Raw genomic sequence first — 17,807 nt, 5'->3', positions numbered from 1 at the left:
ACGAGTTGAGGGAGCACGCACCCGATGACCATCGCAACCGTCCGCCAAACCCTGGCACGCATGACCCTGGGGGCGATTGCCGTCGTCCTGCTTGCCGCCACCACGCCCGGCACGGTGCGCGCGCAGAACCTGTTCGCCCCCGTGGCCGAGGTCGACGGCGCCGTCGTCACCGCCTATGAGCGGAACCAGCGGGTTCTAATGCTGCAGCTGTTCCGCGCCCCGGGCGATCTTCAGGAAGAAGCCCTGCAGTCGCTGATCGACGAACGGCTGCAACTGCGCGAGGCCAAGCGCCTGGGGCTGACCGTCACCCCGGCCGAGATCGAAACCGGGATGGAGGAATTCGCCGGTCGCGCCAACCTGACCCGCGAGGAGTTCATCAAGGCGCTGGCCTCGGCGGGTGTCGGCGAAGAAAGTTTCCGCGACTTCGTGGGTGCGGGCCTCGCGTGGCGCAAGGTCGTGCGCGAACGCTTTGCCGGGCGGATCGAGGTCAGCGAACAGGACGTCAACCGCGCCGTGCGCCAGGGCGATTCCACCAGTTCGATCCGCGTTCTGCTGAGCGAGATCATCCTGCCCGCCCGGACCCCCGAAGAACAGGCCGCCGCGCAACGCCGCGCGGCCGAGGTCGCGCGCATCACCACCCTGCCCGCCTTTGCCGCCGCGGCGCGCAAGTATTCCGGCTCGCCGTCGCGCGGCCGCGGCGGGCGCATCGACTGGATCCCCTATGCCAACCTGCCCCCGGCGATCGCCGGCCAGGTGCTGGGCCTCAGCGTCGGCCAGGTGACCCCGCCGGTGCCGATCGCCAACGCCATCGCGCTGTTCCAGTTGCGCGCCATCGAGGAAACAGGCGTCAACACCGCGGGCAATCCCGACCTTGAGTATGCCGCCTTCTTCATCCCCGGCGCCGGCACCGAAGCCGGTCGCACCGAAGCGGCCCGGGTGCGCGCCCGCGTCGACACCTGCGACGATCTTTATACCGTTGCCAAGGATCTGCCCGCCAGCCGTCTTGAACGGGTGACGCGTGCAACGTCCGACATCCCCAGCGACATCGCGCTGGAACTGGCCAAGCTCGATCCCGGCGAGGTATCGACCGCCTTGCGTTCGGCCGGGGGGCAGACGACCATTTTCCTGATGCTGTGCGACCGCAAACCGCAGGGCGCCGATGACGTGAACCTGGGCGCCGTGCGCGAAAGCATCATCAACCGGCGCCTGTCCTCATCCGCCGATGCCTTGCTGGCCGAGTTGAAAGCAAACGCGACGATCCGCATCCAATGAGCACACCTGCGCCAGCCATCCCGCCGGTCGCGCTGAGTTGCGGCGATCCTTCGGGGGTCGGGCCGGAAATCGCCGCCGCGGCATGGCGTCATTTGGGCGCGGATCTGCCGTTCTTCCTGATCGGCGATCCGTCCCACCTGCCCCGCGACTGCCCGATCGCGGAAATTGCCGATGCGTCCGAAACGCAGGATGCCGTGCGCCACGGGCTGCCCGTGCTGCCCGAGGTGTTCGCAGCCCCGGCCCGGCCCGGCGATCCCGATCCCGCGAACGCCGCAGGGGTGATCCGTGCCATCGAACGTGGGGTCGCGCTTGTGCAGGGGGGCCATGCCGCCGCGCTCTGCACCAATCCGATCCACAAGAAGGCGCTGAAGGACGGCGCCGGTTTCGCCTTTCCCGGCCATACCGAGTTTCTGGCCGCTTTGGCCGGGGTCGACCGGGTGGTGATGATGCTGGCCTGCGACGCGCTGCGCGTGGTGCCGGTGACCATTCACATTGCGATTGCCGAGGTGCCTGCCGCGCTGACGCCAGACCTGCTGTCCGATACGCTCAGGATCACCCATCGTGCGTTGCAGCGCGATTTCGGCATCGCGGCGCCACGTATCGCCGTTGCCGGCCTGAACCCTCATGCCGGCGAAGGCGGTGCCATGGGCAGCGAGGAGATCGCGATGATCGCGCCGGTCCTTGCGGGCCTGAAGGCCGAGGGGTACGACATCGCCGGCCCCCTGCCCGCGGACACGATGTTCCATCCCGCCGCCCGGGCGAGATACGACGTGGCCGTCTGCATGTATCACGACCAGGCCCTGGTGCCGATCAAGACGCTGGACTTCGCGCGCGGCGTCAACGTGACGCTGGGCCTGCCGTTCATCCGCACATCGCCCGATCACGGCACCGCCTATGACATCGCCGGTCAGGGCCGCGCCGATCCGTCATCGCTGATCGAGGCGCTGACGATGGCCGCCCGGCTGGGCCATGGCCGGAGCGTCGGCGCGTGATGCTGCGGTGGTGCAATCGAGTATTTTCAGCAAGAAAAAGCCGATGAGCGGTCTGTCGGATCTGCCGTCGCTGGCCCGGGTGATCGACGCGCACGGGTTGGCCGCGAAGAAATCGCTGGGGCAGAATTTCCTGCTGGACATGAACCTGACCGAGAAGATCGCGCGACAGGCCGGCGATCTGACCGGTTGCGACGTTCTGGAAGTCGGGCCCGGCCCCGGCGGCCTGACGCGCGGCTTGCTGTTGCAGGGCGCCCGCCGCGTTCTGGCGGTGGAGAAGGACCCCCGCTGCCTGCCCGCACTGGCCGAGATCGCGGCCGTGTCGGATGGTCGCCTTGAGGTCATGCAGGGGGATGCGCTGGAGATCGACGCCGCCGCACGGCTGAGCGCGCCGATCCGCATCGTCGCCAACCTGCCCTATAACGTGGGAACCGAGCTTCTGGTGCGGTGGCTGACGCCGGCCGTCTGGCCGCCGTTCTGGGACAGCCTGACGTTGATGTTCCAACGCGAGGTGGCGGAACGGATCGTCGCCCAGCCGGGCGGCAAGGCCTATGGGCGGCTGGCGATCCTCAGCCAGTGGCGCGCGACGCCACGCATCGTGATGTCGCTGCCGCCCGAGGCGTTCAGCCCGCCACCCAAGGTGCATTCGGCAGTGGTGCATTTCACGCGGTTGGAAACACCGCGGTTCCCCGCCGATGCCAAGGTCCTGCAACGGGTGGTAGCGGCGGCGTTCAACCAGCGGCGCAAGATGCTGCGCTCGGCCCTGAAGGGCGTGTCGCCGGATATCGAGGCGCATCTGACGCGCGCCGGTATTGCGCCGACGGAACGGGCCGAACAGGTGTCGCTGGAGGCGTTCTGCGCCTTGGCGCGGAGCCTGGCCGAGGACGCGTAAGCCGCCGCAACGCGCACCACGCGCCGGGGTGGCGCGTGGACCGGCAAGGCAGCCGGCGGGCGGCGTTTTTATTCGGCCGCCTCGGGGGCGCCGCCGGATCCGGTGCTACCGCCGTTCGAATCACCGTTGCCGTCATCGCTTGCCGGTTTGGGCTTGGCGCGGCTGCGGCGCGGCTTGGGCGCGGGTTTGCTTTCGGGGGTATCGACCAGACCGCTGTCGCCGTCCGATTCGGGGGTCACATCGATCACGTCGTCGTTGCGCGTGGGCTTGGGCGTGCGGGTCCGGCGCGGTTTCGGCTTGCGCGGTTCGCCAGCGTCGTCCTGGCCCTGGGGCGCCGCATCGGGAGCGTCGGATTTGTCGCGCTTGTCACCCTGACCGGCGTCGCTGCGCGGCTGTTCCGATTGCGCGGGGTCGGGCTGGCGATCGTCGCGCCCGCCGCCGCCGGTATTGTTCTGGTTCGACTGTTGCCCGCCGCCTTGCGAGGGATTGTTCTGGCCCTGGTTGGGGTTCTGGTTCTGCTGGCGGTCGCGCTGTGCCTGCTGTTCCTGTTCGCGGCGCGCGTCGATCTCGCGCTGCGCATCGCCCAGAAGGCGGGTGTAATGTTCGGAATGCTGCATGAAATTTTCGGCCGCCACGCGATCGTTCGACAATTGTGCGTCGCGCGCCAGCTGATTGTACTTGTCGATAATCTGCTGTGGCGTTCCGCGCACCTTGCCTTCGGGGCCTGAGCTGTCAAAGACCCGGTTGACGATGTTGACCGACGAACGATTGCTGTTGTTGTTGCCGCGGTTCGATTTGGACCGCGAACGGGACTTGGACGATCTCATTATATTTTCAATCCAGCCTTGTCTTTGATTATTCAGGTCACTCACCGAAGCCTGGAAACGTGAACCACCGGCAGGTGGCCGAAGGGTGAGCGGAATTAAGGGCAATGGGCAAAGGGGACGCGGCCTGCATCCCGGCCTTCGCAAGCCCTTAAAAACATGGGCCCGACCGCATTACAAGAGAAAATCACGCAACAACGGCGTTATTCCGCCGGTAAATGCCGGTCGAATGGGGGCTTCACGCCCGAAACGACCCGCGCGCGGCCATCGATATCGGGATGGATGCGGATGTCGCCGAATCCGGCGCCGTTGAACAATGCTGCCACGGCGTCGCCCTGGGTAGGGCCGATTTCGACCAGCAGTCGCCCGCCGCCGCGCAGATGCGCGGCGGCATCGCGACAGATCGCGCGATAGGCCCCAAGTCCATCGGCGCCATCGCTGAGCGCCATGGCAGGGTCGTGTTCGCGCACTTCCGGCGCGAGCGCGTCCAGTTCGCCCGCCGCGATATAGGGCGGGTTCGACACGATCAGATCGAACCGTCTCGACACCCCGGCGAACCAGTCGGACACCCGGAATTCGGCCCGCCGGGCCACGCCGATGGCGTCCGCGTTGCGGCGGGCAACGTCCAGTGCGGCCTCGCTGAGATCGGTTCCGACACCGCGCGCATCGGGCCGGGCCGCCAACAGGGCGATCAGGATGCAGCCGCTGCCCGTGCCAAGATCGAGGACATTCGCAAAGGGCGCCAGAAGCGCCAGTTCGATCAGGGTTTCGGTGTCGGGCCGCGGGTCGAGAACATCGGGCGTGACGATGAAATCATGACCGAAGAAGGCCCGCCGCCCGATGATGCGCGAGACCGGACGCCGCGCACACCGCTGGGCCACGAAATCGCCCAACCGGGCGGCCATCTCCGGCGCAACAGGGTCGGGCAGAACAAGGGTCAGGCGATCGCGCCCGACGCCCAGCGCGGCCGCCAGCAGATGGCGCGCATCGCCCGCCGGATCGGGCACGCCCGCGTCACGCAACGCGCGAACCGCAGCGCGAAGCAGATCCGCGCCGGTGTCAGGCATGCTCGAACTCGGCCAGGCGGCGGGCCTGATCGTCGGCGGCAAGCGCGTCGATGATATCGCCCAGATCGCCCTGCATGACCTGATCGAGCTTATACAGCGTAAGGTTGATGCGATGATCGGTCATCCGGCCCTGCGGAAAATTATAGGTGCGGATGCGTTCGCTGCGATCGCCGCTGCCCACTTGGGCGCGCCGGTCGGCCGACCGTTCGCCATCCACGCGATTGCGTTCGGCGTCTAACAGGCGCGCGCGCAGCACCTGCATCGCGATCTCGCGGTTGCGATGCTGGGATTTCTCGGCACTGGTGACGACGATGCCGGTGGAGATATGGGTGATCCGCACAGCGGAATCGGTGGTGTTGACGTGCTGGCCGCCCGCCCCGCTGGCGCGCATGGTGTCGATCCGGATGTCACCGGGATCAATCGCGATATCGACCTCCTGTGCCTCGGGTAAAACGGCGACGGTGGCGGCAGACGTATGGATCCGCCCCCCCGATTCGGTCGACGGCACGCGCTGGACACGGTGAACGCCGGATTCGAACTTCATCTGCGCAAAGACACCGGACCCCTGGATGTTGACCACAACCTCCTTGATGCCGCCCAACTCGGTCTGCTGTTCCTCGACGATCTCGAACCGCCAGCCCCGCGTTTCGGCAAATCGCTGATACATCCGCAGCAGATCGGCCGCGAACAGGGCGGCTTCCTCGCCGCCGGTGCCGGGACGGATTTCCAGGATCGCAGGCCTTGCGTCGGCGGCGTCCTTCGGCAACAGGGCCAGCCGGAGGCTTTCCTCCAGATCGCTCCGGCGCGCCCGCAGGACCGGCAGTTCGTCTTCGGCCAGGGCGCGCATTTCGGGATCGGCCAGCATCGCCTCGGTCTGGGTGACTTCGTCCAGAACCTCGCGATAGGCGGCGATCTGGGTGACGACGGGACGCAGTTCGGCGTATTCACGGCCCAACGCGGCAAGATCGCCGTTGCCCTGCGCCATGGCCGCTTCGAGATACTCGAACCGTTCCGTGATCTGCGCGAGTCTGTCCAAGGGCACCATGCCGCTCTGTCCTTCATGAATTGTCTTTGGTCAAGGTGTTACATCGTGGTAAACTGCCCCGATGAAAAGCCCCGGCGCCATCGCTGTCGTGCTTTGCGGTCTTTGCACGCCACTTGGCGCCGAAGACGCCAAACCGCTCGCGCCGCCGCTGAAACCGATCGAACTGTATTGCACCGACAAGACCGGCGCGCGCCATGAACTGGGCGCGGTGATATGTATCGTCGCAAGCTCGTGCCAGATCTGGATGGGACGCTGCGAGATGTCGCAGAACAACGTCATGTGGCGCAAGATCCGCGACGGCTGTCCGGTGTCGGTGTTGATCGACCGCCCGGTTTCGCGCCCCTTCGCCGGGTAAGGCTCAGCTGACCGGCGGACATTCGGGAACCGCGTTCAAGCTTGAGGTCCAAGCCTCGATCCGCGCACGGTTCACACCCATGTCCTTCTGACCAAACCGTTGGCGCGCGAAAATCGCCGGTGTGGCGCCGCCGTCCACGTCCAGCGTCGTGACGGTCGTATAGTCGGGAAAGCCGAACACCTTCGAGCGGCTGATATAGGTGATCTGCCCCTCGGCCATGCTGCCGGCCAGATGGCGGGTGCGCGGATAGGCCAGCGCGATCTTGTCCAGCGCATCCAGAAGCGTCTCGGGCGAACAGGCATGCACGGCGCCCCGTTCATTCCCCCCCTCGGGGCGCACCAGCCAGCCGTCGCCACTCGGGCGCTCGGCCATCATCGGATCGACGTGCCAACGGGCGGGGTCACTGGGCGCAAGCCGGATATAGGCCAGCACAACAGCGATCAGCGTTGCGACAAGGATCAACCAGAACGTCACGCGCATCTCCTCCTCCGTTCATCATCGCCCCCGTCGGGCCGACGACGCCCCTGCCCGCCCCATGGCGCCGCAGCGGTTCCTGGACGTCCGGCCGATCTCATGGGCCGCGCCGCCGCGTCCAGCCATAAAGGCAGATCAACTCCATCGCCACATGGGCCGCGGCGACCGCGGTGGCGCCGGTGGTGTCATAGGACGGCGCGACTTCGACCACGTCGCCGCCGACCAGGTCAATGCCCGCCATCCCCCGCAGGATGCCCGCGGCCTGCCAGCTTGCCAGCCCACCCCAGACCGGCGTGCCGGTTCCCGGTGCGAACGCCGGGTCCAGCCCGTCGATGTCGAACGTCACATACGTCTTGGCCTCGCCCACGATTTCCTTCACCCGCGCGGCCACGCCCGCCGGGCCCAGGGCATGGACCGCAGGCGCATCGATCACGTGCATCCCGAGATAATCGTCACATTCCGTGCGGATGCCGATCTGGACCGAGCGTGCGGGATCCACCAGCCCCAGCTTCACCGCCTTGTACATGAACGTGCCGTGGTCGATCCGCGCCATGTCATCGTCGGCCCAAAGGTCCGAGTGGGCATCGAACTGCACCACCGACAGCGGGCCGTGAACGGCGGCATGGGCGCGCAGGATCGGCAAGGTGATGAAGTGATCGCCCCCCAGGGTCACGGTCCCGGCACCGGCCGCAAGGATTCCGGCGATATGTGCCTCCAGCACACCGGGAAACCCCGCGACATCGGCGTAATCGAACGCCACATCGCCATAATCGACAATCGACAGTTCCGACAGCGGATCGAACCCCCAGCCATAGGGCGGATCATAGGGTTGCAGACACGACGCCTCGCGGATCGCCCGGGGGCCGAACCGCGCACCGGGGCGATGGGTCACCGCCTGATCGAACGGCACGCCCGTCACGGCCAGATCGACACCCGTCAGATCCTTGGAATACTGCCGCCGCAGGAACGATACCGCGCCGCCAAAGGCATTCTCGAACGACAGCCCGCGCCGGTCCTTGCGGGTGAACGCCCCGTCCACCTCGTTTTTTGCATCCTCAAGCGCCACGCATCCCCACTTTCACGCAACCTGCGTTTTTTCTTGCCATAACTACTCCCGCCGGAGGCTCCCGTCCGCGCCGCTGCCCTGCCCGGTGCGCGGTTGCGCAACCTCGACCAGCCGGGCGAAGAACGACGCGCCGACCGGCGCGATCGCATCGTTGAAATCATAGGCCGGATGGTGACAGAACGGCGTGTCCCCCTGCCCGAGGAACAGGTACGCGCCAGGCCGCGCCGCCAGCATATAGGCAAAATCCTCGGCCCCCATGACCGGCTCGCCGGGGCCGACGCGTGCGGCGCCCACCACGTCGCTGGCGACCAAGGCGGCAAGGGCGGCGGCGTCCGGATCGTTGATCGTGGGCGGATAGCCACGGTCATAAACCAGATCCGCACCGACGCCGAAGGCCGCGGCGACACCTGCGACCACCTCGCCCATGCGGCGTTCGACCATGTCGATCACGCCCGCATCAAAGGCCCGCACCGTGCCGGCGAAGGTCGCCACACCGGGAATCACATTGGTGGCACTGCCCGCGTTCAGTTGCGTGACCGAGATCACCAGGTCGTCGGTCGGCTTGTTCGAGCGTGACACGATGGTGTCGAACGCCTGAACCATGGCGATCAGCGGCGGAATCGGATCAATGCAGGTGTGCGGCATGGCACCGTGGCCGCCATTGCCCGTCACCGTGACGTGAAATTCCGCCGTGCCCGCCATGACCGGGCCCGGAGCGACGGCGAAATGGCCCGCGGGATTTTCGGGAGCGTTGTGCATGCCGAACACGCGGGCGATGGCGAAACGCTCCATGATGCCCGCCTTCACCATCACGTCGCCGCCGGCTCCGTCTTCCTCGGCCGGCTGGAAGATCAGCGCGACGCGACCGCTGAAATTGCGCGTCTCGGCCAGATAGCGCGCGGCCCCCAGAAGCATCGTGGTGTGGCCGTCGTGGCCGCAGGCATGCATGACACCGGGGGTCTCGCTGGCGTGATCGACGCCGCTGAGTTCCTGGATCGGCAACGCATCCATGTCGGCGCGCAAGCCGATGGTCGGCCCCTCGCCCCGACCGTTGATGAGGGCGACGATGCCTGTGGTGGCGATCCCCTCGTGAATCTCGTCAACGCCGAACGCGCGCAACCTCTCGGCCACGAAACCGGCGGTCCGGTGCAGCGCAAAGCCCAGTTCGGGGTGCCGGTGCAGCCAATGGCGCCAGGTTCGCATATCCTCGGCGTAATCGGCGATGCGGTTGATGACCGGCATGACGCGGTATCCTTCAGGTGGTTCGGCGGCATCGTTCCACCTGCCCCGGACAAGCGCAAGGGCGCAAGGTGGACTTCATCGCCGCGCTGACCGATATTCCGCCCGTTCCAGACACGAGGCGCCGCCATGTCCGACACCGATCCGATCTTCACCTTTCCCCCCGGCATCGCCCGCCTGCGCGAGGTCATGCGCCGATTGCGCGATCCCGAGACCGGATGCCCCTGGGACGTCGAACAGACCTTTGAAACCATCGCCCCCTATACCATCGAGGAAGCGCACGAGGTTGCCGATGCGATCGAGCGTCAGGATTGGGGCGATCTGAAATCCGAACTGGGTGATCTGCTGTTCCAGGCGGTCTATCACGGCCAGATGGCCGAGGATGCTGGCTTGTTCGATTTCGATGACATCGCCGTGACGATCACCGACAAGATGATCGCGCGCCATCCCCATGTCTTCGGCGATGCCTCGAACCGCAAATCCGCCGAACAGCAGACCCGCGATTGGGAGGCGCAGAAGGCCACCGAACGCGCGGCGCGCCGCGAAACCGGCACGCTGGATGGCGTGGCCCTTGGCCTGCCGGCGCTGATGCGGGCGGAAAAGCTACAAAGGCGCGCGGCGCGGGTCGGATTCGACTGGCCCGACACCGCGCAGGTTCTGGACAAGTTGATCGAGGAGGCGCGCGAACTGACCGAGGCGCGCGCCAGCATGTCACAGGCGGCGGTGACCGATGAAATGGGCGACCTGCTGTTCGTGATGGTAAACCTTGCGCGCCACCTCGGCGTCGATCCCGAAACGGCGCTGCGCGGCACCAACGCGAAATTCACCCGCCGCTTCAAATGGATAGAGGACAGGCTGGCACAGGACGGACGCCGGCCGGCCGACTCGGACCTGGCCGAAATGGATGCCCTGTGGGACCGGGCAAAAATCGCCGAGCGAAAAGGCTGATCGTTTAAATCAGGTATTGACCCGAGCGTTTCAGTCAGGAATATGGCCCCGGAATAACCCGGAGGTCATACCGACATGCGAACACTCACCCTTGCCACTTCGATCATCGCGCTTGCCGCTCCCGCCTTCGCGGACGAGGTGAATATCTATTCCTATCGCCAGCCCGAACTGATTCAGCCGCTGCTGGACGGTTTCACCGAAAAGACCGGCATCGAGACCAACGTCGCCTTCATCAACAAGGGCCTGACCGAGCGTCTGAAGGCGGAAGGCGAACGTTCGCCCGCCGACATCATCCTGACCGTCGACATCTCGCGGCTGTCCGAAGCCAAGGAAGCCGGCGTGACCCAGCCGGTCGAATCCGACGTGCTGACCAACAACATTCCCGCCGCCCTGCGCGATTCCGACAACCACTGGTTCGGCGTCACCTATCGCGCGCGCATCGTCTATGCCTCGAAAGACCGGGTCGCCGAGGGCGCCATCACCACCTATGAGGATCTGGCGGATCCCAAGTGGAAGGGCCGCATCTGCACCCGCTCGGGCACCCATGTCTATACCCTGGGTCTGCTGTCGGCCGTGATCGAACACGACGGCGCCGAAGCGGCCGAGGAGTGGCTGAAGGGCGTCAAGGCAAACCTGGCCAAGCAACCCGCCGGCGGCGACCGCGAGCAGGTCAAATCGATCTGGGCCGGCGAATGCGACATCGCCCTTGGCAACACCTATTACATGGGCGCGATGCTGAAGGACCCCGAGCAGACGCAATGGGCCAACTCGGTTCGCATCGAGTTTCCGACGTTCGAGGATGGCTCGGGCACCCACGTCAACATCTCGGGCGTCGCCATGGCGGCTTCCGCCCCCAACCCCGACGCGGCCAAGGCGTTCATGGAATATCTCGCATCCCACGAGGCGCAGAAGATCTATGCCGATGTGGTGAACGAATACCCGTCGGACCCCGAAACCCCGCCCTCGGATCTGGTGCAAAGCTGGGGCGAGATCACGCCGGATGACACCAGCCTGACCGATATCGCCGCCCATCGCGCCGAAGCGCTGAAAATCGTCGAGCGCGTGGATTTCGACGGCTGATCAGGGCCGCGCCTTGCGCACCCCCGCCCCGCCCCGGCAACAGCCGCGGGCGGGGTTTTTCGTGGCTCGGTGTCAGTAGCGCCAGGGGCGGGACATCAATGTTTGGAGTTGCCGAAGTTCGATGTGGTGGCGGTTTTCGTCAGGCCACCTGCACGATACAGCAGCGATTCGCCCTTCATGAACACATGCACCTTGTCGGGCGTGGTCCCCAGCCTGACATCGCGGCCGCGCAGGTTGCCGTGGATGCCGGACAGTTTGGCGATCACCGGCTCCTCGGCGCCGCCCTTTTCGAAATACAGGATGGTCACCTCGCCCAGCGCCTCGGTGATGTCGACGGTGCCGCTGAAGATGTAATCGTCGCCCTCGGTGCCGACCATGTCTTCGGGGCGCACGCCGACATTCACCTTGGCGTCCATGTCCGATTGCTGAGACGGATAATCCGACACCGCGCGCCCGCCGCCCTCCATTTCGATGGTGGTCTGCTCCCCGGTTCCAATGATCTTGCCAGGCAGCAGGTTCATCGCGGGCGAGCCGATGAACTGCGCGACAAACTCGTTCTCGGGCTTTTCATACAGCGTCAGCGGCGCGCCGACCTGTGCGATGCCACCGCCCGCCAGAACCACGATCCGGGTGGCCAGGGTCATCGCCTCGACCTGGTCGTGAGTGACATAGATCATGGTCGACTCCGGCATCTGTTCCTTCAGCTGCGCGATCTCGATCCGGGTGGCCACCCGCAGCGCGGCGTCGAGGTTCGACAGCGGTTCGTCGAACAGATACACCTTGGGATCGCGCACGATCGACCGCCCGATGGCAACCCGCTGGCGTTGCCCGCCCGACAGCGCCTTTGGCAGCCGGTCGAGATACGGGCCGAGTTGCAGGATCTTCGCGGCCTTGTCGATGGCGGCGTCGATCTCGTCCTTGCTTTTCTTGGCGATCTTCAGGGCAAAGGCCATGTTGTCGCGCACGGTCATGTGCGGATAGAGCGCGTAGGACTGGAACACCATGGCGATGCCGCGCTGGGCCGGGGGCACATCGTTCACCACCTGTCCGTCGATCTGCAATTCGCCCGAGGTGATCTTCTCAAGCCCGGCGATCATCCTGAGCAACGTGGATTTGCCACATCCAGACGGCCCGACAAAAACGATCAGCTCGCCCTTCTTGATGTCGAGGTTGATGTTCTTCAGAACGTCCACCGTTCCGCCATAGGTCTTGGCGACATCGGTCAAAAGTAGGTCTGCCATCGGTTTCTCCCGTCAGTCGTTGTCTTTGGCCAGGGTGGCGAAATATCCCTGCCAGGGCGGCAGGCGGATGGTCCCGGCGGTGGTGTCGGTGGTGAAGGGGGCGGCCTTGTCCTGGCGCCAGTCACCGGGCGGCAGGTGCAAATCCTGGACGCCATCGGTCAGGTTGAAGGCGCAAAGCACCTGTTCACCATCGTGCGCGCGGATCAGGACCAGCATGTCGTCGGTCGCCTCGATCACGTCCAGATCGCCCTTGATCAGCGGCAGGTGGGTTTTGCGAAACGCGATCATTGCGCGGTAAAAGGCCAGGGTCGACGCCGGATCGACGTCCTGCACCGCCACCGCGCGTTCCAGATGTTCGACCGCGACGGGCAGCCACGGCTTGGCATCGGAAAATCCGCCATGGGTGTTGTCGCGCACCCAGGGCATCGGCGTGCGGCACCCGTCGCGGCCCTTAAATTTCGGCCAGAACCGCTTGCCGTAAGGGTCCTGCAGATCCTCATAGGCGACGTAAGCCTCGCGCAGGCCCAGTTCCTCGCCCTGGTACAGACAGATCGTGCCCTTCATGCACATCAGCACGGCGGCATAAAGCTTGCGTGCATCTTCGGACAGGTCGAACCGGCTGGCGTGGCGCACGACGTCGTGGTTGGAAAAGGCCCAGCAGGCCCAGCCTTCGGTCACGATGCGGTCGAACCGTTCCAGCACGTCCCTGATGCGCGAACCGGACGGATAAACGGTGCCGAGAAAGTCGAAATCATAGGCCATGTGCAGCAGGTCGTCACCGGCGGTATAATCGCGCTGCACCTGCATGCCGCGTTGCGATTCCCCCACTTCTCCGACCGAGGTGATGGCGGGATATTCCTCCATCACCGCGCGCAGGCGGCGCAGGAAATCCAGGTTCTCCGGCTGCGTCTTGTCGTGCAGGTGGTCCTGAAAGTTATAGGGGTTCACGGCCGGCGCGGTGTTTTCGTTGCGGTCTTCGGCGGCCAGCGGGGGATTGTCGCGCAATTCCTTGTCATGAACGTAGAAATTGACGGTATCGAGGCGGAATCCGTCCACCCCCCGGTCCAGCCAATAGCGCGCCACCTCAAGCAACTCGTCCTGCACCGCGGGGCAATGGAAGTTCAGATCGGGCTGTTCGGCCAGGAAGTTGTGCAGGTAATACTGCATCCGCTCGCCGTCCCATTCCCAGGCCGAGCCGCCGAAGATCGACAGCCAGTTGTTGGGGGGCGTGCCATCGGGTTTCGCGTCGGCCCAGACATACCAGTCGGCCTTGGGGTTGTCGCGCGACGACCGGCTTTCGCTGAACCAGGGGTGCGCCTCGGCGGTGTGGGACAGCACGAGGTCGATCAGCACCTTCAGGCCCAGATCATGGGCGCGCTGCACCAGCGCGTCGAAATCCCCGAGGGTGCCGAACATCGGATCGACATCGCGGTAATCGGACACATCATAGCCGAAATCCAGCATGGGCGAGCGGAAGAATGGCGAAATCCAGATCGCATCGGCCCCCAGGTTTGCCACATGGGGCAGCCGGTGGATGATGCCGGCCAGATCACCGACGCCGTCGTTGTTGCTGTCTTGAAAGCTGCGCGGATAGATCTGATAGATCACAGCCCCCCGCCACCAGTCCTTGTCGATCGCGGTATCACTCATCCTGGTATTCCGGTCATGTACGTCCATTCCTATTTTACCGATCCGGCCAGCAGGCCACGCACCAGGAACCGCTGCATCGTGAAGAACACCACCAGCGGCACCGCGATGGACACGAAGGCGGCGGTCGCCAGGATGCCCCAGTCACCGCCGCGCGATCCCAGAAGGTCATCGGCGATCTTCACCGTCATCACCTTCGACGCATCGTCGGAGGGCAGGAACACCTTGGCGACCAGCAGATCGTTCCACGTCCACAGGAACTGGAAGATGGCGAAGGCGGCCAGTGCCGGGAACGACAACGGCAGGATGATCCGCACGAAAAGCTGGAAATCGGTGGCGCCGTCGACCTTGGCGCTCTCGATGATGTCGCGCGGCAGCCCTACCATGTAGTTGCGCAGCAGATAGACCGCCAGGGGCAGACCGAACCCGGTATGGGCCAGCCATATCCCCATGAAGCTCTGCCCGATGCCGATGGAATTGTGCAGGTTCAAGAGCGGCACCAGCGCCAGTTGCAGCGGCACCACCAGCAGCCCCACGACAGCGGCGATCAGCAGGCCACGTCCCGGAAAATCCATCCAGGCCAGGGCATAGGCCGCGAAGGCCGCGATCAGGATCGGGATGATCGTCGCGGGGATCGTCACGGTCAGGGTGTTGATGAACGCGCGGTCCATGTTGTCGGCAGTCAGCACCTGGCGATAGTTGGCAAGGGTGAACTCGGGCGGTGTTTCGGCGATGAAATAGATCCGCGGCCCCCGGTTTCCGGGGTCTTCCGCCGAGGTATAGGCATAGGACCCGTCGGCGTTCACCGTCAGGGTTTCGCCGTCGCCGATCTCGGCCGTGGTGCCGGCGGGGTATTGGCCCGGCGCACGCCCTGAATCGCCAAAGGCTGACACCGTGCTTTCGCCGGCGGCAAAGCTGTCCTTGACCTCATCCGTTTCGAAGATGTTGCCGGTGACGGTCCAGATGCCGCCCTGTTCGACCGCGTCCGCCCCGCCCCGCGTGCGATAGCTGAGTTCGACCGAGAACGGCGCCTGCCACCAACCCGAGGCCGAAATCTGGTCGCGGTCGCGGAACGACGACACGAACAATCCCACCGTCGGGATCAGCCACAACAGCACCATCACGACGACCGAGATGTTGACCGCCCAGCTCAGGCCCGATTTCTGGCCCGCCATTCCATCGTCCTTGTCAGCCATGTCGAACCTCCCTCAGCGCATTTCCTTGCGGGCCTGCACGATGTTCCAGATCATCACCGGCAGGACCACGACCATGATCACGAAGGCGACAGCGGTCGCCAATCCGTCGTCGCGGAACATGAACTTCATCATGTAGGATGGCAGGATTTCAGTGTTAAAGTTTCCACCGGTCATGGTGTAAACGATATCGAACACCTTCAGCACCAGGATCGTGATCGTCGTCCAGACCACCACGATGGTGCCCATGATCTGCGGCACCTTGATCTTGAAGAACAACTCGAACGGGTTGGCGCCGTCCAGAATCGCCGCCTCGATGGTTTCTTCCGGGATGCCGCGCAGGGCGGCCGACAGGATCACCATGGCAAACCCGGTCTGGATCCACACGAGGATGATCATCAGGAAGAAGTTGTTCCAGAACGGTATCTGCAACACGTCCACGGGCCGGTCGGCGCCGAACATCTCGCGCAGCGCGTTGATCAGGCCGATGTCGGCGTCGTTGGCATACACGAATTTCCAGATCAGCGAGGCGCCGACAAAGCTGATCGCCATGGGCATGAAGATCAGCGACTTGGCGATATTGCCCCATTTCATCTTGTCCGTCAGTTGCGCCGCCAGCAGGCCAAAGAAGGTCGACATCGCGGGCACGAAGATCACCCACAGAATATTGTTGAAAAAGGCTGTGCGGAAATCCGGCGATTCGAACAGCCGCACGTAATTGCCCAGCCCGATGAACTCGTCCCCCGAGCGGTTGTAGAGCGAGCGCAGGAACGAGCCGACGACCGGATAGGCCAGATACAGGCCCAGCGCGAACATGGCGGGAAACAGGAACAGCCAGGGGCGGATCTGGTTGGCGCGGTTGATGTTGTGCCCCGCCTTCGGCCCCTTGGCGGGAAAGATCACCTTGTCCAGGACCAGGTTGGAAAAATAGAAATACCCGATGCAACCGCCGACACCGACAACGATTGTGATGAACCCCTGGATCAGTGGCGACATCCCGGCCCTCCTCGTGTTTCTCCGGACTTCGATCTGGGTCTGCCTGCGCCGGGCGATGGCCCGGCGCAGGCAGGTGTCGCAGTCTACTTGATCGCGCTCCAGCGGTCCTGGATATCGCTGGCCACCTTGGCCGCATCCGCGCCGGTGGTGTAATCCACCATCCCGGTCCAGAACGCGCCGGCGCCGATTTCACCCGGCATCAGGTCGGATCCGTCAAAGCGGAAAGTGGTGGCGTTGGTCAGGATCTCGTTCAGGTTGCGCTGGGTGTCGGACGGGAAGACGTCGACGTTGGCATCCTTGAACGGCGTCAGGAAGCCCGATTGCGCCATCCAGACCTCGTGGGCGATGGGGGTTTGCAGAAACTTGACGAAGGCCTGCGCCACATCGCTGTCCTTGGTGATGGAAAACATCGTGCCCGCACCCAGCACCGGCTTGCCCAGGTCCTTTTCGGCGTAGGCGGGGAAATAGAAGAAATCCACGTCCTCGCCCATTTCGGTGCCTTCGGGAAAGAACGTCGGGATGAAGGTCGCCTGGTGATGCATGTAGCATTCCGGCGGGAAGGTGAACAAACCACCGGGGCTGTCGCGGAAGTCGGTGTTGGCAACCGCGGACGACCCGCCGTTCACGAAGGCGTCGTTGCGGGCGAAGAACCCGTATTCCTCGATCGCGCCGACCACGGCGGGATCGTCGAAGGGGATCTCGTTCGTGACCCACTTGTCATAGGTCTCGGGCGGTTGCGTGCGCAACATCAGGTCTTCGACCCAATCGGTCGCGGGCCAGCCGGTGGCAGCACCCGATCCCAGACCGATGCACCACGGCGTCTCGCCATCATCGGCGATCTGCTGCGTCAGCGCCTTGAGGTCTTCCATGGTTTCGGGAATGTCGTATCCCGCCTCGTCAAAGGCTTCGGGCACGTACCAGACCAGCGATTTCACGTCGATCTTGAACGGCATCGCATACAGGTTCTTTTCGCCGTCCGGCCCCTCGAAACTGGCCAGGTCGACCCAGCTTTGACCGGCGGCATAGTTTTCCGCGATCCAATCGGCGTTCTCGGGATCCAGCGGCGTGATGACGCCCTTTTTCGCCAGGTCCGAAATCAGGCCCGGCTGGGGGAAAACGGCGATATTCGGGGCCGAATTCGCCTGGGTCGAGATGACGATGTCCTGCTCGAAACTGTCCGAGCCCGAATAGTTCACGTTCGCCCCGGTGGCCGCCTCGAAATAGGCGATGACGTTGCTGAAGTTCTGGTCATCCAGACCGGTCCAGGGGCCGGTCATGTCCATGGATTTTCCCGACAGGTCGTTGGCATCGGCGAAGCTGTTGTAGCTGTCCCAGTTGAAATCGCCTTCGCCCACCGGAAATTTCAGATCCTGCGCCGCCGTCATGCCCGTGGACAGGGCAAATGTGGCCGCGCCTGCGAAGAGTATGGTTTTCAAGGTCGTATCCTCCCAAGTGTTCCGCGCATCCTGAACCCGCGCG

Annotated in this window: 17 protein-coding genes; 6 read left to right on the top strand and 11 right to left on the bottom strand. The window is 64.7% G+C overall.

Annotation, left to right across the window (positions count from 1 at the left end):
- Nucleotides 1–24: 24 nt before the first annotated feature.
- Genes CFP68_RS13460 through rsmA form a run of 3 tightly spaced genes read left to right on the top strand, consistent with a single transcriptional unit; the run spans nt 25 to nt 3,153 of the window.
- Nucleotides 25–1,272, top strand: a complete 1,248-nt coding sequence (locus CFP68_RS13460) for a peptidyl-prolyl cis-trans isomerase (protein WP_099827460.1) — start codon at nt 25–27, stop codon at nt 1,270–1,272.
- Nucleotides 1,269–2,264 (top strand): 4-hydroxythreonine-4-phosphate dehydrogenase PdxA, encoded by a 996-nt coding sequence (pdxA, locus tag CFP68_RS13455; RefSeq protein WP_099827459.1) that lies wholly within the window; start codon nt 1,269–1,271, stop codon nt 2,262–2,264. The genes CFP68_RS13460 and pdxA overlap by 4 nt, the downstream gene beginning before the upstream one ends.
- Before the next feature lie 43 nt (nt 2,265–2,307).
- The gene (rsmA, locus tag CFP68_RS13450; RefSeq protein WP_099827532.1) at nt 2,308–3,153 is read left to right on the top strand and encodes a 16S rRNA (adenine(1518)-N(6)/adenine(1519)-N(6))-dimethyltransferase RsmA; all 846 of its coding nucleotides are present in this window, start codon (nt 2,308–2,310) and stop codon (nt 3,151–3,153) included.
- Nucleotides 3,154–3,221: 68 nt separating this feature from the next.
- Here the strand turns inward: rsmA and CFP68_RS13445 are convergent, their stop codons facing one another.
- The 3 genes from CFP68_RS13445 to prfA all read right to left on the bottom strand — a co-directional run bounded on the left by CFP68_RS13445 (nt 3,222) and on the right by prfA (nt 6,089).
- Nucleotides 3,222–3,980 (bottom strand): DUF4167 domain-containing protein, encoded by a 759-nt coding sequence (locus tag CFP68_RS13445; RefSeq protein ID WP_099827458.1) that lies wholly within the window; start codon nt 3,978–3,980, stop codon nt 3,222–3,224.
- Between the two features lie 200 nt (nt 3,981–4,180).
- Nucleotides 4,181–5,044 (bottom strand): peptide chain release factor N(5)-glutamine methyltransferase, encoded by an 864-nt coding sequence (gene prmC, locus CFP68_RS13440; protein WP_099827457.1) that lies wholly within the window; start codon nt 5,042–5,044, stop codon nt 4,181–4,183.
- Nucleotides 5,037–6,089, bottom strand: a complete 1,053-nt coding sequence (prfA, locus tag CFP68_RS13435) for a peptide chain release factor 1 (protein ID WP_099827456.1) — start codon at nt 6,087–6,089, stop codon at nt 5,037–5,039. The genes prmC and prfA overlap by 8 nt, the downstream gene beginning before the upstream one ends.
- Before the next feature lie 61 nt (nt 6,090–6,150).
- On the opposite strand from prfA, the gene CFP68_RS13430 reads away from it, so the two are divergent.
- The gene (locus CFP68_RS13430; protein WP_099827455.1) at nt 6,151–6,444 is read left to right on the top strand and encodes a hypothetical protein; all 294 of its coding nucleotides are present in this window, start codon (nt 6,151–6,153) and stop codon (nt 6,442–6,444) included.
- A 3-nt stretch (nt 6,445–6,447) separates the two neighbouring features.
- Here the strand turns inward: CFP68_RS13430 and CFP68_RS13425 are convergent, their stop codons facing one another.
- The 3 genes from CFP68_RS13425 to CFP68_RS13415 form a co-directional block, all read right to left on the bottom strand.
- Complete coding sequence (locus CFP68_RS13425; protein WP_099827454.1) at nt 6,448–6,924, bottom strand: DUF1499 domain-containing protein; 477 nt, start codon at nt 6,922–6,924, stop codon at nt 6,448–6,450.
- Between the two features lie 91 nt (nt 6,925–7,015).
- Nucleotides 7,016–7,984 carry an agmatinase gene (gene speB / locus CFP68_RS13420; RefSeq protein ID WP_099827453.1) on the bottom strand — a complete coding sequence of 323 codons (969 nt, stop codon included), beginning with the start codon at nt 7,982–7,984 and terminating at the stop codon, nt 7,016–7,018.
- Between the two features lie 42 nt (nt 7,985–8,026).
- Nucleotides 8,027–9,226: a M20 aminoacylase family protein gene (locus CFP68_RS13415; RefSeq protein ID WP_099827452.1), complete on the bottom strand. Its 1,200-nt coding sequence runs from the start codon at nt 9,224–9,226 to the stop codon at nt 8,027–8,029.
- Between the two features lie 126 nt (nt 9,227–9,352).
- On the opposite strand from CFP68_RS13415, the gene mazG reads away from it, so the two are divergent.
- Nucleotides 9,353–10,171 carry a nucleoside triphosphate pyrophosphohydrolase gene (gene mazG, locus CFP68_RS13410; protein WP_099827451.1) on the top strand — a complete coding sequence of 273 codons (819 nt, stop codon included), beginning with the start codon at nt 9,353–9,355 and terminating at the stop codon, nt 10,169–10,171.
- 75 nt (nt 10,172–10,246) lie between these two features.
- Nucleotides 10,247–11,251 carry a Fe(3+) ABC transporter substrate-binding protein gene (locus CFP68_RS13405; protein WP_099827450.1) on the top strand — a complete coding sequence of 335 codons (1,005 nt, stop codon included), beginning with the start codon at nt 10,247–10,249 and terminating at the stop codon, nt 11,249–11,251.
- Nucleotides 11,252–11,346: 95 nt separating this feature from the next.
- Here the strand turns inward: CFP68_RS13405 and CFP68_RS13400 are convergent, their stop codons facing one another.
- From CFP68_RS13400 to CFP68_RS13380, 5 genes are all read right to left on the bottom strand, one after another.
- Nucleotides 11,347–12,492: an ABC transporter ATP-binding protein gene (locus CFP68_RS13400; protein WP_099827449.1), complete on the bottom strand. Its 1,146-nt coding sequence runs from the start codon at nt 12,490–12,492 to the stop codon at nt 11,347–11,349.
- A 12-nt stretch (nt 12,493–12,504) separates the two neighbouring features.
- Entirely contained in the window at nt 12,505–14,142 is a 1,638-nt protein-coding gene (locus CFP68_RS13395; RefSeq protein ID WP_099827448.1) for an alpha-amylase family glycosyl hydrolase, read from the bottom strand.
- Nucleotides 14,143–14,171: 29 nt separating this feature from the next.
- Nucleotides 14,172–15,335: an ABC transporter permease subunit gene (locus CFP68_RS13390; RefSeq protein WP_099827447.1), complete on the bottom strand. Its 1,164-nt coding sequence runs from the start codon at nt 15,333–15,335 to the stop codon at nt 14,172–14,174.
- 12 nt (nt 15,336–15,347) lie between these two features.
- On the bottom strand, nt 15,348–16,328 hold the full coding sequence (locus CFP68_RS13385) for a carbohydrate ABC transporter permease (RefSeq protein WP_099827446.1): 981 nt from the start codon (nt 16,326–16,328) through the stop codon (nt 15,348–15,350).
- Nucleotides 16,329–16,411: 83 nt separating this feature from the next.
- Nucleotides 16,412–17,764 carry an ABC transporter substrate-binding protein gene (locus CFP68_RS13380; protein WP_206601914.1) on the bottom strand — a complete coding sequence of 451 codons (1,353 nt, stop codon included), beginning with the start codon at nt 17,762–17,764 and terminating at the stop codon, nt 16,412–16,414.
- Nucleotides 17,765–17,807: the final 43 nt, after the last annotated feature.

It is taken from the genome of Oceaniglobus indicus (assembly GCF_002751875.1).
GTDB lineage: Bacteria > Pseudomonadota > Alphaproteobacteria > Rhodobacterales > Rhodobacteraceae > Oceaniglobus > Oceaniglobus indicus.
This window is presented reverse-complemented; position numbering and strand designations above follow the sequence as displayed.

Bases quoted from the DNA above. Each gene is read 5' to 3' on its own strand.
- CFP68_RS13415 (WP_099827452.1), bottom strand. From the start codon at position 9,226: ATGCCGGTCATCAACCGCATCGCCGATTACGCCGAGGATATGCGAACC.
- CFP68_RS13385 (WP_099827446.1), bottom strand. From the start codon at position 16,328: ATGTCGCCACTGATCCAGGGGTTCATCACAATCGTTGTCGGTGTCGGC.
- prfA (WP_099827456.1), bottom strand. From the start codon at position 6,089: ATGGTGCCCTTGGACAGACTCGCGCAGATCACGGAACGGTTCGAGTAT.
- CFP68_RS13430 (WP_099827455.1), top strand. From the start codon at position 6,151: ATGAAAAGCCCCGGCGCCATCGCTGTCGTGCTTTGCGGTCTTTGCACG.
- CFP68_RS13425 (WP_099827454.1), bottom strand. From the start codon at position 6,924: ATGCGCGTGACGTTCTGGTTGATCCTTGTCGCAACGCTGATCGCTGTT.
- CFP68_RS13400 (WP_099827449.1), bottom strand. From the start codon at position 12,492: ATGGCAGACCTACTTTTGACCGATGTCGCCAAGACCTATGGCGGAACG.
- CFP68_RS13390 (WP_099827447.1), bottom strand. From the start codon at position 15,335: ATGGCTGACAAGGACGATGGAATGGCGGGCCAGAAATCGGGCCTGAGC.
- prmC (WP_099827457.1), bottom strand. From the start codon at position 5,044: ATGCCTGACACCGGCGCGGATCTGCTTCGCGCTGCGGTTCGCGCGTTG.
- CFP68_RS13460 (WP_099827460.1), top strand. From the start codon at position 25: ATGACCATCGCAACCGTCCGCCAAACCCTGGCACGCATGACCCTGGGG.
- CFP68_RS13405 (WP_099827450.1), top strand. From the start codon at position 10,247: ATGCGAACACTCACCCTTGCCACTTCGATCATCGCGCTTGCCGCTCCC.
- pdxA (WP_099827459.1), top strand. From the start codon at position 1,269: ATGAGCACACCTGCGCCAGCCATCCCGCCGGTCGCGCTGAGTTGCGGC.
- CFP68_RS13445 (WP_099827458.1), bottom strand. From the start codon at position 3,980: ATGAGATCGTCCAAGTCCCGTTCGCGGTCCAAATCGAACCGCGGCAAC.
- CFP68_RS13395 (WP_099827448.1), bottom strand. From the start codon at position 14,142: ATGAGTGATACCGCGATCGACAAGGACTGGTGGCGGGGGGCTGTGATC.
- rsmA (WP_099827532.1), top strand. From the start codon at position 2,308: ATGAGCGGTCTGTCGGATCTGCCGTCGCTGGCCCGGGTGATCGACGCG.
- mazG (WP_099827451.1), top strand. From the start codon at position 9,353: ATGTCCGACACCGATCCGATCTTCACCTTTCCCCCCGGCATCGCCCGC.